Genomic DNA, 13,116 nt, shown 5'->3' with positions numbered 1-13,116 from the left:
TTCACACTCTTTCCAGGTCGATCGCGTCGAGCGTCGCGTGCACGATCCCGGCCGTCAGGGGCAGGGGGACGATGCGGTCGGGGTGGATCCAGGAGTCCGCGCACATCCGCAGGACACGGCCCGCGCGGACGTCGCCGTCGGCGATGGCGCCGACCATCAGCCGGAACATCTCCCTGAGTTCGGAGTCCCGCTCGGCGAGCTTCGCCCAGTTGCCGACGACCTGTTCCGCCTCGTCGTGGAAGTCCGGCTCGTGCAGCGCGGCGCGCCACAACCGGACGAAGGGGTCGCGCAGTTCGTGCCGCCGGTGGGCGAGGTGCAGCAGCGTCGGCCACTCCGGCACCCGGGCCCCCTGGTCCACGTCCTCCAGCTCCTTGGTCTCCACCACCACCTGGGCGGCGACGATCAGGAAGGCGAGCACCGCGGCCCGGCCGGAGCGGTGCTCGCCGGTCCTGGTCCGCAGCATCGCCAGCACGGAACCGGCCCGGTCGGGTTCGAAGGCCACCAGGTCGGCCAGGGCGCACCCGGCGGCCACCGCCACCGTCGCGTCGACGACCTTGAAGAGGCGGGCTATCTCCTCGACCGCCCGTTCCGGCCACAGCCCCAGGCCGAGCACGCGGGCCGCCGTCGCCCGGCCCCAGGGGCTCTCGTCGGCGTACCAGCCGTTCACCAGCTCGGCGGCCTTCTCCCGGACCCACGCGTCCTCGCCGGCCACGGTCAGGGCGTAGGCGACGGCCATGCGGCGCCACGCGTTCTCGCCGCGCGCCCACGGCCTCAGCACCCGCCGCTCGACGTACCCGTAGGAGGCGGCGGCGAGCACACCGAGTCCGGAGACCGCGGCGTAGACCCGCACCTGCTCGGCGGGGTGGACCACCAGCTCGTCGAGCCAGTCGAGGATCTCGCCCTGGATCTCGTACTGGGTCCAGGCGTGCAGGACGACCCGGCGCGCGTAGTCGGGGTCCCTGTACTCCAGGACGCTGCCCGGTTCGCCGCCGGGCCTGCCCTGCTCCTGGGCCCGCAGCCGGCGCAGCAGCCGGCGCCGGGGCATCTCGAAGAGGTCCTTGGAGCGGGTGAGGCGCCCGTCGGGTCCGGGGGCCCGTACATAGGGGCCGTCGTCCTCCAGCCGGCCGCGCAGCGAGCGGGCCGCCTGGGCGATGTCCTCCTGCGGGCAGCCGTTGAGCACGGCCAGCGCGAGGGCGAAGCTGCGGGTGGCGGCGTCCGGCAGGCTCTCGGCCCAGATCTCGAAGTCCTCCGCCTCCCACCGGGCCCGGTGCTCCCGCAGCCGGTCCGGGTCGATCCTGCCGTCGAGGTCGTACTGCTCGCACAGCGCCGCGGCGAGGTCCCCCGCCTGCCGGCAGGCGGGGGCGGCACCCAGCAGCTCGTCGACGACGTCACGCACGTCGTCGCGGCCGAGGAGCCGCTCGGCCGCGCGCTCCCCGAGCCGCCACCGCAGATGCGCGCGCACGACGTCGGCCGGAGGCGGGGCGGTGGTGAGGTCGCGCACACCGGTGAGCAGTTCGCCGTCGGCGAGTTCGCCCTCCTGCACCGTGACGACCAGCCAGGCGCCCGCCTGCGACAGGGCGCCCTGGACCTTGTCGTAGGTCTCCCGCCCGAGCCGGGTGATGTCGTCGGGGCTGTCCAGCAGGAACCCGGCGCCCGGCTCGACGGTCCCGCCCTCGTTCTCCAGCTGCTCGGCGAGGGAGGCGAGGTCGACGTCGCCGTCCAGGTGGTAGAGGGTGCCGTCGCAGGCGCCGAGCAGCAGGCGTACGGCCATGGCGGACTTGCCGTGTCCCTCGGCTCCGCGCAGGATCAGGAACCGCTGCCGGGTGAGCGCGTCCCGGACGTCGGGCAGGTCGGCCGGAACGCAGTACGCGAACCGGACACGTTCGACGATCAGCGGGGACAACACGCGCAGCTTGCGTTTCTGGCCGCCCAGCAGCACCACGAACTTGTCGCCGCCGACCATGTCGCCCTCGACGTTGGCGACGGCGTCGCGCAGGAGCCCGCGGCGCTGTGTGCCCACGCCGAGCGCGGCCGTCGCCAGGTAGGACTCGGCACCGGGCCCGGACGTGGGCTGCTCCGGGGTGTTGCCGCCGGAGGAGTCGGACGGCTGGTCCGGGCCGCCGCCACCCGCGGCGGGCGGTTCCGCCTTGTCGCCGGGTCCGCCCGCCGCGGGTCCCCCCGCACCGGCCGCCGGCGGGCTCCCCCCGGGATCGCCGGCGGCCGGAGACTGCCCGGCCGCGGTGGCCGTCACGGCCGCACGCTTCCGGTGTTGTGCACGGTCACGTGCTTGTCGCCCGCGACCTGGTCGCCCTGGACCGTCTGCGCGTGCAGGGCGACCGGGGGCCGCCCGGCCGCGTCGGGCCCGGAGCCGGTGGCACCGGGCACCGTGCTCGTCGTGCCGGGCCCGGGGCTCGTGGCGCCGGGCGCGGGCGGTGCGGTCGCCGCCGGGTCGCCGGGCGCCGGCAGGCCCGGGGGTGCCGGGTAGCCGGGCACGGTGATCCAGCTGGTGATCGTCTCGCCGTGCTTGGTGGTGAAGTCGCACCGCAGGTAGGCCGCCGGGTCGATCCCGTGGTGCCCGTGCCGGACGACGCCCCGGTGCACCTCGTCGGAGACGGCGAGGACCAGCCGCGCGGACAGGGCCTCGGCCAGCACGTCCCGGAGCGGCTGGGCGTCCACGAGGCGGCACGCCGTGTTCACCGCGTCGCCGGACCAGCCGTGCGCGTCCCGGGCCGCGAGCCCCTGGTGCAGGGCCACCCGCAGCCGAAGCTCGTGGTCCGCGTTGGCCTCCTGCGCGTACTCGCCCAGGGCCTCGTCCAGCTCCCGCACGAAGGGGCCGGCGAGCACGCGCGGGGAGACGGAGGGCGCCACCAGCATCAGTACGCCGTCGCCCCGGTCCTCGGAGACGGTGTCCGCGTCGGTGATCCCGGCCCGCCGCAGGGCCTCGGCGAGGGCCCGGTACATGGCCGCCCGCACACGCCGCTGCACGGGGTCGCGGCGCGAGCTGAAGTTCTCCACGTCCAGCACCACGATCCAGTGGTGCGTGGCCTCTTCCCCCATGCGCCTGCCTCCCCGAGCACGACCGCCGGTCGATCGGCTCCCTCAGTAGACGGCACGGGGGGACGGCCGGTCCACGCCATTTGGCGCATTCAAGGGTTTGACCGAAAACGGCCCGCGACAGGCGTTCGATGCCTCGGTCGGGCACTCGACGGGCCACTCGACGGGCCGGCCGGCAGCCCGCTGGACGGACCGCTCGGTGGGCCGGTCAGGGGCCGGTCAGTGGGCCGGTCAGTGGCCGCACGGTGGGGGCCGGTCAGTGCTCGAAGACGACCGTCACCGGCGCGTGGTCGGACCACCGCTCCTCGTGGCTGGCGGCCCGCTCGACGAAGCCCTTGACCGCCCGCGCGGCCAGACCGGGAGTCGCCACCGCGAGGTCGATCCGCCATCCGCTGTCGTTGTCGAAGGCCCGCCCCCGGTACGACCACCACGAGTACGGCCCCTCGACGTCCGGATGCAGCGCGCGCACCACGTCCACGTACCCGCCCTCCGCCGGGTCCAGGACGCGGCCGAGCCACTCCCGCTCCTCCGGCAGGAACCCGGAGTTCTTCTTGTTGGCGCGCCAGTTCTTCAGGTCGGCCTCGCGGTGGGCGATGTTCCAGTCGCCGCAGACGACGACCTCGCGCCCCTCGGCGGCGGCGCGCTCGCGCAGCTCCTTGAGGTACGCGAGGAACTCGCCCATGAAGCGGACCTTCTCGTCCTGGCGCTCGGTGCCGACCTCGCCGGAGGGCAGGTAGAGGGAGGCGACCGTCACACCGGGCAGGTCGGCCTCGACGTAGCGGCCGCTCGCGTCGAACTCCGTGGAGCCGAAGCCGACGCGGACGGCGTCGGGCTCGCGGCGGGTGTAGAGGGAGACCCCGGCCCGGCCCTTGGCGGCGGCGGGGGCGTGCGTCACGTGCCAGCCGTCGGGCGTGCGGACGTGTTCGGGCAGTTGCTGGGGTTCGGCCCGTACCTCCTGGAGGCACAGCACGTCGGCGGAGGTGCCGGCGAGCCACTCCACGAAGCCCTTCTTCGCGGCGGCGCGCAGGCCATTGACGTTGACGGAGGTCACGGTGAGCATCCCGGCACGATACCGGCACACTGGACGGTGTCCCGCTCCCGGGCGACGCATCGACTGACGGTAGGAAGCATGAACATACGCCGGGTCCCCTTCGACCACCCCGACGCCGTGAAGCTCAACGACGAGGTCCAGGCCGAGTACGACGTCCGCTACGGCGACGGCGGCGACGCCACGCACCTGGACCCGTCGGACTTCGCCCCGCCGAACGGCCAGTACCTGGTCGCGTACGACGAGAACGGCGTCCCGGTCGCCTCCGGCGGCTGGCGCTGCCAGGACGCCAACGACGAGGGCAATCTCGACGGGGACGCCGAGCTCAAGCGGATGTTCGTGATCGAGCAGGTGCGCGGACGCGGGCTGGCCCGCCGCATTCTGGCCGCCCTGGAGGAGGACGCCCGTGCGGCGGGCCGTACCCGCATGGTCCTGGAGACCGGCACCAAACAGCCGGAGGCCGTGGCGCTGTACGCGTCCAGCGGCTACGAGCCCTGCACGAAGTTCGGCTACTACCGCTTCCACGAGGACAGCCTCTGCTACGCGAAGGCCCTCCGGGTCCGGTAGGGGCGCCGCGACCGCCGTCAGGCCGCCGCCGCGACCGTCGTCAGGCCGCGCCGCCCGCCCTGCGACGGCGCGCGACGACGAACAGGACGCCGCCCGCGGCGAGGGCGAGGGCCGCTGCGGCGGAGGCGAGCAGCGCGGTGGAGCCGGTGGAGGCGAGCAGTCCGTCGCCCCCGCCGCCCTGCGGCGACTGGCCGCCGGTCCCCCCGGTGGTGCCCCCGGCCGTGTCCGAGCCGCCGGCCGTCCCGGTACCGCCCGTGGTCTGCGAACCGCCGCCCGTGGTGCCCGCCGAGTCCGAACCGCCGTCGGTGCCCGTACCGCCCGTGGAGTCCGTCCCGCCGGTGCTGCCGCCGCTGTCGCCCGGCGTCTCCTCGTCACCCGTGCCGTTCAGCACGATCCAGCCGGTGTCGTTGGACGGGTCGCCCTCCCTCGGGTTGTCGAAGTCGGGCAGGGAGATCTTGCCCTTGGCGCCCGGGACGACCTTGTCGATGCGCAGCTTGAACGGGAAGGTGCGCGCGTCGTCCTCGAGGAACGGGGTGTCGGCGAAGCACAGGTACTCGTCCGGCGTCTCGTCGTTCACGGGCCGGCAGGGGCTCTCCACGACACTGGCGCCCTCGGGGATCCGCACGGTGAAGCCGATCGGTTCACCGCCCGCGCGCAGCGAACCGAGCCAGGCGGGCCCGTGGTTGCTCAGGCCGACGTCGACGGTGACGGTCTCGCCCTGCTCGCCCGCGACGCGTGCCCCGGTGAGGTCGAGGTCGTAGGTGTTCCCGGTGGCCAGGTCGATCTCGGCGTACTTGGTGTAGTCGCCGCTCTGGCCGCTCCCGACCGGCTTCAGGGTGAGCGTTTCGCCGGATCCCTGCCGGTGACCGCCGCCCGCCCGCAGCGTGTCGGCCCCCTCGGCGCCGATCGCGTCGAAGCCGTAGCTGAAGATGTCGCCGAGCGCGAAGTCGGCGGTCTTCACGCCGATCGGCTCGCTCAGTTCGTAGGCCGCGCCGGGCTCGAAGTCCCCCTCGAAGGTGCACAGGGCGACCTGGCGGTAGCGGATCAGGTTGTCCTTGTTCTCCTCGGCGTACGAGCAGTTGTCGTACGAGTCGGGGAAGGACAGGCCGCGGCTGCCGGCGAGGCGGAGGACGACGCCGTGGGCGGACATGGCGCCGACGTTGCGGAAGCCGAGCGGGGCCCGGTAGGTGTCGCCTGCCTCGAAGCCCTCGGGCTGGGCGGGGAGCTTCTTCTGGAGCAGCTCCGGGCCGCCGACCAGCACGTCGACGGTGTGCTCGTTGAACGCCAGGCCCTCGCCCTCGCCGGTGACCTTGACCGTGCCGTGGTCGCCGGCCTCGGCGGAGTCCAGCAGATCGAGCCGGACGCTCCAGTACGGGTTGTAGCTCGCGCCCGGGTAGAGGCTGCTCGACCGGCAGACCGCGACCAGGCCGTCCACGTCGCAGGACCGCGGCAGGCCGACCTTGGCGAAGCCCTTGAGCGCGGTGGCGTCGATGGTGACCTCGTAGCCGCTGTTCGGGATCGGCTCCGGGTCCGTGTCGCTGTCCGGGTCGTACTCCCCCGGGCCGGTGAGCCCGAGCTGGATCTGCGGCTCCCCGGGCTCGCCCTCGGCGCCGTCGAGCGCCAGGTCCACCCGGTCCGTGCCGGTGATCGTGACGGGCAGCGGCGCCTGCCCGTCCGCCGCGTGGGCGACGCCGGCCAGTCCGGCCGCGGCGAGCCCGGCGGCGGCCGCGCCGGCCACGGCCGCACGCGCCCACGGCGAGTACAGGGAGCTAGGTCTCATGGTGCGGTTCTTCCGTTCCCCAGACGACGAGAAGGTGCCACTGCGTGACACCGCGCACAGGTGACCCACGGGAAACGCCCAAGGTTGCGCTGTACATGATCACGGATGCGTCTCGGCGTCTCAGCGACGCGGGCCGGGAAACGACGAAGGTCCCGTTCGATCGTGATGATCGGGCGGGACCTTCGCCAATGTGCGTGGACCTGTGGGGATTTGAACCCCAGACCCCCTCGATGCGAACGAGGTGCGCTACCAGACTGCGCCACAGGCCCTTGCAACGAGTGAAACTCTAGCACCCTGTCCGGCCTGCTCAAAAATCGCTTACGGCTACTCGTTGACCGCGCGGGGACGGTCGCCGTCCTCGTACTGGTCGAAGAGCGGCGTGCGGCCCCGCTCCCTGGCCCGGCGGGCGGACGCGGCGCGGCGGGCGTCGCTGCGGCCCGCGGTCTCCGGGCGCTCGTCGGCGTGCGCGGCCGGACGCTCCTCCCCGGCCGGACGCGTCTCCCCGCGGTCCGCCGGGCGGTCCCGGTCCGGCTCGGGCGCCCGGGCGGCGTCCTCGCCGTCGGGTGCCACGGCGCTGGAGCGTGCCGAGCTCCACGCGTCCGGGGCCGCGAGGTCCACGTCGGGCGTGGCGCGGGGGGCGACCGGGGCGGTCACGTAGGTGGGCAGGGGCACCGGGACCGGGTCCCAGCTGTCGCCCTGCGGACGCCCCCGGCGTTCCCGCTGCTGGTCGACCCACTCGGCGTGGTCGGTCTGCTCGACCAGCGCCCGCCGGTCCGCGGCGAGCGCCGACATTCCGGCGTCGGGCTCCACGTCGGGTCCGTCGTCCGGTTCCTCGGCGTCGAGGTCGCCGACGGGTCCGCCGGGGTCGGCGGGGCCGCGCCGGCGCGGCCGGGGGTCGCGGTCGCGCAGTCGCTGGGCGGCGACCTCGGCCTGGCGGCGGTCCATCTGGAAGGCGAAGCGGCGGCGCTCCTGCGCACGCAGATGGGCGATGTAGGCGCTGAGCAGCACCGCGGGCACCCCGGGCGCCCACAGGAAGGCGAGTCCGCCGACCGCCGCGACGACCGCGCCGAGCGAGAAGGCCAGGAAGAGCATCACGGTCGTACGCCGACGGCGGGCGAGGGCCTTGGTGCGCCGGGCACGTGCCGCGGCCGCCGCCGGTGACAGCGGTGCGCGCCGGGCCTGCGGCACCCGTCCCCGCCCCGGTGCCGCACCGGGTCCGGCCGGGTGGCCGGGCTCACGGGACTGCCCGGATCTCGGGTCGTGCGCGGGTCCGTCCGGGTGCGGGCGGGCCGCTTCGGGCCGCTCCGCCGTCTGCCGCGGCGGGGCCGGCCGGGTGTGCCGTCGGGTTCTGGACACGGCGAAGGCCCGGACGTCCACCGAGTCGGTGACGGCGTCCGGGGCGTCGGCGTCGGGCTCCGCCTCGTCGGCGGAGCGCGACCGCAGGTCCTTGGTGTACCGGCGCTCCATGCCCGCCCGTCCGGACAGCAGCCGGATGGCGGTGCTGAAGCGTTCCGTCGGACGGGCCTCGTTCAGCTCGTCCTGCCTACGGAGCCACATCGGCACCAAGTAGGCGGCCCAGGCCCCGACGATGACTGCGTAGATGAGGCCGCTGCTGCTCACGCCTCACACGGTAGAGGGGTTTGCGTGAGGCCATCCGCCAATTGAGCCGGTGTGTCGCACGATCTGGCTGATATTTCGAACTTTTCTTGTGACCGATCCGATCAGCCGACTGTCAGGACAGGGAAATTATCCGATTCGAGGCGGTCGCGATGCGACCGAATTCGAACATTTATTCAATTACCCGTGTTCCCCGCGTTCCCTGTGTTCCCGGGGATCCCGGGTTTCCCGACGTTTCCGGTGTTGCCCGCGTTCGGCGCACCGCGCTGCCGTGACCGGTGCCAGCGCCGCAGCAGACCCTCGGGAACCTCGTCCGCGGTGAGCGCGAAGACCAGATGGTCCCGCCAGGCTCCGTCGATGTGCAGATAACGCGGCCTGAGGCCCTCCTCGCGGAATCCGAGTTTCTCCACGACCCGGCGGCTGGGCGCGTTCTCGGGGCGAATGCAGACCTCGACGCGGTGCAGTCCGACGGTGCGGAAACAGTGGTCCACCGCCATCGCCACGGCTGTCGGCATCACCCCGCGGCCGGCCACCGCCTCGTCCACCCAGTAGCCGACGTGTCCGGAGCACATCGAGCCCCAGGTGATGCCGGCCACCGTCAACTGGCCGACCAGCCGCCCCCGGTACTCGATGACGAAGGGCAGCATCCGGCCCGCGTGGGCCTCGGAGCGCAGGTGCCGCACCATCTGGCGGTAGGTCGGCCGGTGCGCGATCGGGCCGCCGGGTCCGGGCGGCGGGATGGTGGCCTCCCACGGGCGCAGCCAGTCCCGGTTGCGCCGGTTGACCTCGCGCCAGGTCCGCTGGTCGCGCAGTCTTATCGGCCTCAGGACGATGTCGCCGTCCGTCAGCTCCGCGGGCCAGGACGGGCCGTTCAGCTCGCACCCCCACCGCTGGCGGGTCTCGGGTGGTCGCCGCCGCGCAGCTGGTCCACGGCGTGCTTCAGCAGCGGCTCCAGCACCGCGAGGCCGTCCTTCACCCCGCCGGAGGAGCCCGGCAGGTTGACGATCAGCGTCTTTCGCGCCACTCCGGCCAGTCCCCTGGAGAGCGCGGCGGTCGGCACCTTGTCGCGGCCGTACGCCCGGATCGCCTCCGCGATGCCCGGGACCTCGTGGTCGATCACCGCGCGGGTCGCCTCGGGGGTGCGGTCGGTGGGCGAGATGCCGGTGCCGCCGGTGGTGACGACGACGTCGTAGCCCGCTTCCACGCCCGCGCGCAGGGCGGCCTCCACGGGGTCGCCGTCGGGAACGACCTGCGGGCCGTCGACGTCGAAGCCGAAGCGGCGCAGCTCCTCGGCGATCAGGGGCCCGCCCTTGTCCTCGTAGACACCGGCGGCGGCCCGGTTGGACGCCGTGACGACCAGGGCGGCGTACGGCCCGGGGAGGGCGCCCGCCGCGGCGGCGTCCGGCGTCATGACCGGTTCCAGTCGCCGGACTTGCCGCCCGTCTTCTGCTCCACCCGCACGTCCGTGATGACCGCTCCCTTGTCGACCGCCTTGACCATGTCGACCACGGTGAGCGCGGCGACGGAGACCGCGGTGAGCGCCTCCATCTCGACGCCCGTGCGATCCGTCGTCCGCACCGTGGCGGTGATCTCCACGGCGTCGTCCGCGACCGACAGGTCCAGTTTCACACCGGAGACGGACAACGGGTGGCACAAGGGGATCAGGTCGGGGGTGCGCTTGGCGCCCATGATGCCCGCGATCCGCGCGGTGGCCAGGGCGTCGCCCTTCGGTACGCCCTCGCCGCGCAGCAGCTCGACCACGCGGGGCGCGACGAGGACGCGTCCACTGGCGCGGGCGGTGCGGGCGGTCACGTCCTTGCCGGACACGTCGACCATCCGGGCGGCGCCCGCCTCGTCGATGTGCGTCAGCCGGTCCTGCGGGTCCTGTCCACTGCTCGGCGGTCGGTCCTGCGTACTCATGCTCGTGTGGCGCTCCCGGTCCTGGCCCGGCGCGGTGCGGCGCGTGGGCCTGCTGTGCGCGACACGGTACCGCCATCGGGGACCGGTCAGCCGAGCAGGACCACCTCGACCTCGGCGCCGGGCTCGACGGACGCGGTGGCCTCGGGCACGACGATCAGCGCGTTCGCCTGCGCGAGGGCGGCGACGAGGTGGGAGCCGGAGCCGCCGACCGGGGTGACCGAACCGTCGGCGTGGCTGCCCCGCAGGAACTGCCGGCGGCCCTTCGGCGAGGTGAGCGCCTTGTCCGCGGCCAGGGACGCGGTGACCACCGGGCGGTGCACGTCGGGCAGGCCCATGAGGGTGCGGATCGCGGGCCGCACGAACAGCTCGAAGGAGACGTACGACGACACCGGGTTGCCCGGCAGCGCGAGCAGCGGGGTGTGGTCGGGGCCCACGGAGCCGAAGCCCTGGGGCTTGCCGGGCTGCATGGCGAGCTTGCGGAAGTCCACGCCGGCGCCCGGCTCGTCCTCGTCCCCGACGTGCGCCAGCGCCTCCTTGACGACGTCGTACGCCCCGACGCTCACGCCGCCGGTGGTGACCATCAGGTCGGCGCGCACGAGTTGGTCCTCGATGGTGGACCGCAGGGTGTCGGCGTCGTCGGTGACGGCGCCGACCCGGTAGGCGATGGCGCCGGCGTCGCGGGCGGCCGCGGTGAGCGCGAAGCTGTTGGAGTCGTAGATCTGACCGGACGCCAGCTGCTCGTCGGGCTGGACGAGTTCGCTGCCGGTGGAGAGCACCACCACGCGCGGGCGGGGGCGCACGCGTACCGTGCCCCGGCCGATCGCGGCGAGCAGGCCGATCTGCGGCGGGCCGAGCACGGTGCCGGCCGTCAGGGCGCGGTCGCCGGAGCGGACGTCGCTGCCCTTGGCGCGGACGTGGGCGCGCTCCTCGGCCGGCCGGTACACGTGGACGTGGCCCTGTGCGCCCTCGGGGGCCAGGCTGCGGGCGCGCATGCCCGCCACGGGGCCCTCGCCGAGCCCGCCGTCGGTCCACTCGACGGGGACGACGGCCTCGGCGCCGGGCGGCAGCGGGGCGCCGGTCATGATGCGGGCGGCCTGGCCGGGGCCCACGGTGACGGGATCGGCCTGGCCGGCGGCGACGTCCCCGACGACCTCCAGGACGGCGGGGAACTCCTCGCTGGCCCCCGCGACGTCGGTGACGCGCACCGCGTACCCGTCCATGGAGCTGTTGTCGAACGGCGGCAGGGACAGCGGCACCGTGATGTCGTCGACCAGGACGCAGCCCTGGGCGTCGAGCAGGTTCAGCTCGATGGGCTCCAGGGGGCGGACGGTGGCGAGGACGTCGTCCAGGTGCTCCTGGACCGACCACAGCCGGTCCGGGCCGGGGCCCGCGGTGGCGTGGTCGTGACCGGTGTCCCGGTGCGCGCTGCTGCTCAACGGCCTTACATCTCCTCGGCTACGTAACTGCGGAGCCAGGTCCGGAAGTCCGGGCCCAGGTCTTCACGTTCGCATGCGAGTCTGACAATGGCACGCAGGTAGTCGCCGCGGTCGCCGGTGTCATAGCGGCGGCCCTTGAAGACGACGCCGTGCACCGGGCCGCCGACGTTCTCGTCCGCCGCCAACTGCTGGAGGGCGTCGGTGATCTGGATCTCGCCGCCGCGGCCGGGCTCGGTCTTGCGAAGTATGTCGAAGATGCGCGGGTCGAGGACGTAGCGGCCGATGATGGCGTAGTTGGACGGCGCGTCGGCCGCGTCGGGCTTCTCGACCAGCCCGGTGACCTTGACGACGTCGCCGTCACCGGTCGGGGCGACGGAGGCGCAGCCGTACAGGTGGATCTGCTCCGGCGCGACCTCCATGAGGGCGATCACGCTGCCGCCGTACTGCTCCTGGACGTCGATCATGCGCTGGAGCAGCGGGTCGCGCGGGTCGATCAGGTCGTCGCCGAGCAGGACCGCGAAGGGCTCGTGGCCGACGTGCGGTGCGGCGCACAGCACGGCGTGGCCGAGTCCCTTGGGGTCGCCCTGGCGGACGTAGTGCATCATCGCGAGGTCGCTGGACTCCTGGACCTTGGCCAGGCGGCCCGCGTCGCCCTTCTTCTGGAGGGCGGACTCCAGTTCGTAGTTGCGGTCGAAGTGGTCTTCCAGGGGGCGCTTGTTGCGGCCCGTGACCATGAGGACGTCGCCGAGGCCGGCGGCCACGGCCTCTTCGACCACGTACTGGATCGCCGGCTTGTCGACGACCGGCAGCATCTCCTTGGGAGTGGCCTTGGTGGCCGGCAGGAACCGGGTACCGAGACCGGCTGCTGGGATGACAGCCTTGCTGATCCTGGGGTGGGACTGAGTCATGCGCGCCACCCTATCCGGTGCCTATGGGGAGAATCTGTGACTCGAGATCCTTGGCGCTCATATGAGCGCATGAATGCGGTTCAGGAGTCATCCATGCCTCACATCGACCCTGCGGACGAACCTGACAAGCGGACGTTGCGACGGGGTTTCCTCGCGGCGAGGAACAGGTTGACCCCGGGCGACGTGCGCGAAGCCGGGGACGCGCTGGCCGTGCGGGCGCTCGGGCTGCCGGAGGTCGCGGGGGCGCGCACCGTGGCCGCGTACGTGTCCGTGGGCGCCGAGCCGGGCACCCTCGCGCTCCTCGACGCGCTGCGCGCGCGGGGTGTGCGGGTCCTGCTGCCCGCGCTGCTGCCGGACAACGACCTGGACTGGGGCGAGTACACCGGGGAGGGCTCCCTCGCGCGCGTGCGCCACGGCGGGCGGATGGAGCTGTCCGAGCCCGCCGGCGAGCGCCTGGGGCCGGAGGCGGTGACCCGGGCGGACGTCGTGCTGCTGCCGGGGGTGGCGGTGGACGGCCGGGGCCTGAGGCTCGGGCGGGGCGGAGGCTCCTACGACCGGGTACTCGCGCGTCTGGAGGCCGCCGGCGCGCGGCCCGCGCTGCTGGTGCTGCTGTACGACCCCGAGGTCGTCGCGCGCGTCCCCGCGGAGCCGCACGACCGGCCGGTGGACGCGGTGGTGACGCCCTCGGGGGTGCGCAGGTTCCGCTGACGCAGCGGCACCCGGGTGCCCACGGCGCACCCGGGTGCCGCACGGGAAACGGCCTCCACGCACGCGTGGAGGCCGTTT

General features: G+C 73.8%; 12 protein-coding genes and 1 tRNA gene. 2 read left to right on the top strand and 11 right to left on the bottom strand.

Going from position 1 to position 13,116, the window contains the following annotated elements; translation table 11 throughout:
* Position 1: 1 nt before the first annotated feature.
* From OHA99_RS21840 to OHA99_RS21830, 3 genes are all read right to left on the bottom strand, one after another.
* Entirely contained in the window at positions 2 to 2,251 is a 2,250-nt protein-coding gene (locus OHA99_RS21840) for a hypothetical protein (protein WP_381586682.1), read from the bottom strand.
* On the bottom strand, positions 2,248 to 3,057 hold the full coding sequence (locus OHA99_RS21835) for a hypothetical protein (protein WP_405697362.1): 810 nt from the start codon (positions 3,055 to 3,057) through the stop codon (positions 2,248 to 2,250). Before OHA99_RS21835 ends, OHA99_RS21840 begins: the two co-directional genes overlap by 4 nt.
* Before the next feature lie 253 nt (positions 3,058 to 3,310).
* Positions 3,311 to 4,114 carry an exodeoxyribonuclease III gene (locus tag OHA99_RS21830; protein WP_381503142.1) on the bottom strand — a complete coding sequence of 268 codons (804 nt, stop codon included), beginning with the start codon at positions 4,112 to 4,114 and terminating at the stop codon, positions 3,311 to 3,313.
* 69 nt (positions 4,115 to 4,183) lie between these two features.
* Here OHA99_RS21830 and OHA99_RS21825 point away from each other — a divergent pair, with 69 nt between their 5' ends.
* Positions 4,184 to 4,669 (top strand): GNAT family N-acetyltransferase, encoded by a 486-nt coding sequence (locus OHA99_RS21825; protein WP_153179413.1) that lies wholly within the window; start codon positions 4,184 to 4,186, stop codon positions 4,667 to 4,669.
* 40 nt (positions 4,670 to 4,709) lie between these two features.
* On the opposite strand, the gene OHA99_RS21820 is transcribed toward OHA99_RS21825, so the two are convergent.
* The 8 genes from OHA99_RS21820 to galU form a co-directional block, all read right to left on the bottom strand.
* On the bottom strand, positions 4,710 to 6,449 hold the full coding sequence (locus OHA99_RS21820) for a hypothetical protein (RefSeq protein ID WP_405697358.1): 1,740 nt from the start codon (positions 6,447 to 6,449) through the stop codon (positions 4,710 to 4,712).
* Positions 6,450 to 6,644: 195 nt separating this feature from the next.
* Positions 6,645 to 6,718, bottom strand: a tRNA-Ala gene (locus OHA99_RS21815).
* Between the two features lie 55 nt (positions 6,719 to 6,773).
* Positions 6,774 to 8,069, bottom strand: a complete 1,296-nt coding sequence (gene glpR, locus OHA99_RS21810; protein WP_405697356.1) for a gephyrin-like molybdotransferase receptor GlpR — start codon at positions 8,067 to 8,069, stop codon at positions 6,774 to 6,776.
* 173 nt (positions 8,070 to 8,242) lie between these two features.
* Entirely contained in the window at positions 8,243 to 8,941 is a 699-nt protein-coding gene (locus OHA99_RS21805; protein ID WP_207628992.1) for a GNAT family N-acetyltransferase, read from the bottom strand.
* Positions 8,938 to 9,477, bottom strand: coding sequence for a molybdenum cofactor biosynthesis protein B (locus OHA99_RS21800; protein ID WP_381503136.1), 540 nt, complete (start codon positions 9,475 to 9,477; stop codon positions 8,938 to 8,940). The genes OHA99_RS21805 and OHA99_RS21800 overlap by 4 nt, the downstream gene beginning before the upstream one ends.
* Positions 9,474 to 9,986: a cyclic pyranopterin monophosphate synthase MoaC gene (gene moaC / locus OHA99_RS21795; protein WP_007388645.1), complete on the bottom strand. Its 513-nt coding sequence runs from the start codon at positions 9,984 to 9,986 to the stop codon at positions 9,474 to 9,476. Before moaC ends, OHA99_RS21800 begins: the two co-directional genes overlap by 4 nt.
* An 86-nt stretch (positions 9,987 to 10,072) precedes the next feature.
* The gene (glp, locus tag OHA99_RS21790) at positions 10,073 to 11,422 is read right to left on the bottom strand and encodes a gephyrin-like molybdotransferase Glp (protein ID WP_405697351.1); all 1,350 of its coding nucleotides are present in this window, start codon (positions 11,420 to 11,422) and stop codon (positions 10,073 to 10,075) included.
* A 5-nt stretch (positions 11,423 to 11,427) separates the two neighbouring features.
* Positions 11,428 to 12,330, bottom strand: a complete 903-nt coding sequence (galU, locus tag OHA99_RS21785; RefSeq protein ID WP_153179407.1) for a UTP--glucose-1-phosphate uridylyltransferase GalU — start codon at positions 12,328 to 12,330, stop codon at positions 11,428 to 11,430.
* A 93-nt stretch (positions 12,331 to 12,423) separates the two neighbouring features.
* On the opposite strand from galU, the gene OHA99_RS21780 reads away from it, so the two are divergent.
* The gene (locus OHA99_RS21780) at positions 12,424 to 13,038 is read left to right on the top strand and encodes a 5-formyltetrahydrofolate cyclo-ligase (protein WP_381546726.1); all 615 of its coding nucleotides are present in this window, start codon (positions 12,424 to 12,426) and stop codon (positions 13,036 to 13,038) included.
* The last annotated feature ends 78 nt before the right edge of the window (positions 13,039 to 13,116 follow it).

It is taken from the genome of Streptomyces coelicoflavus (genome assembly GCF_045041415.1).
GTDB classification, from domain to species: Bacteria; Actinomycetota; Actinomycetes; order Streptomycetales; family Streptomycetaceae; genus Streptomyces; species Streptomyces coelicoflavus.
This window is presented reverse-complemented; position numbering and strand designations above follow the sequence as displayed.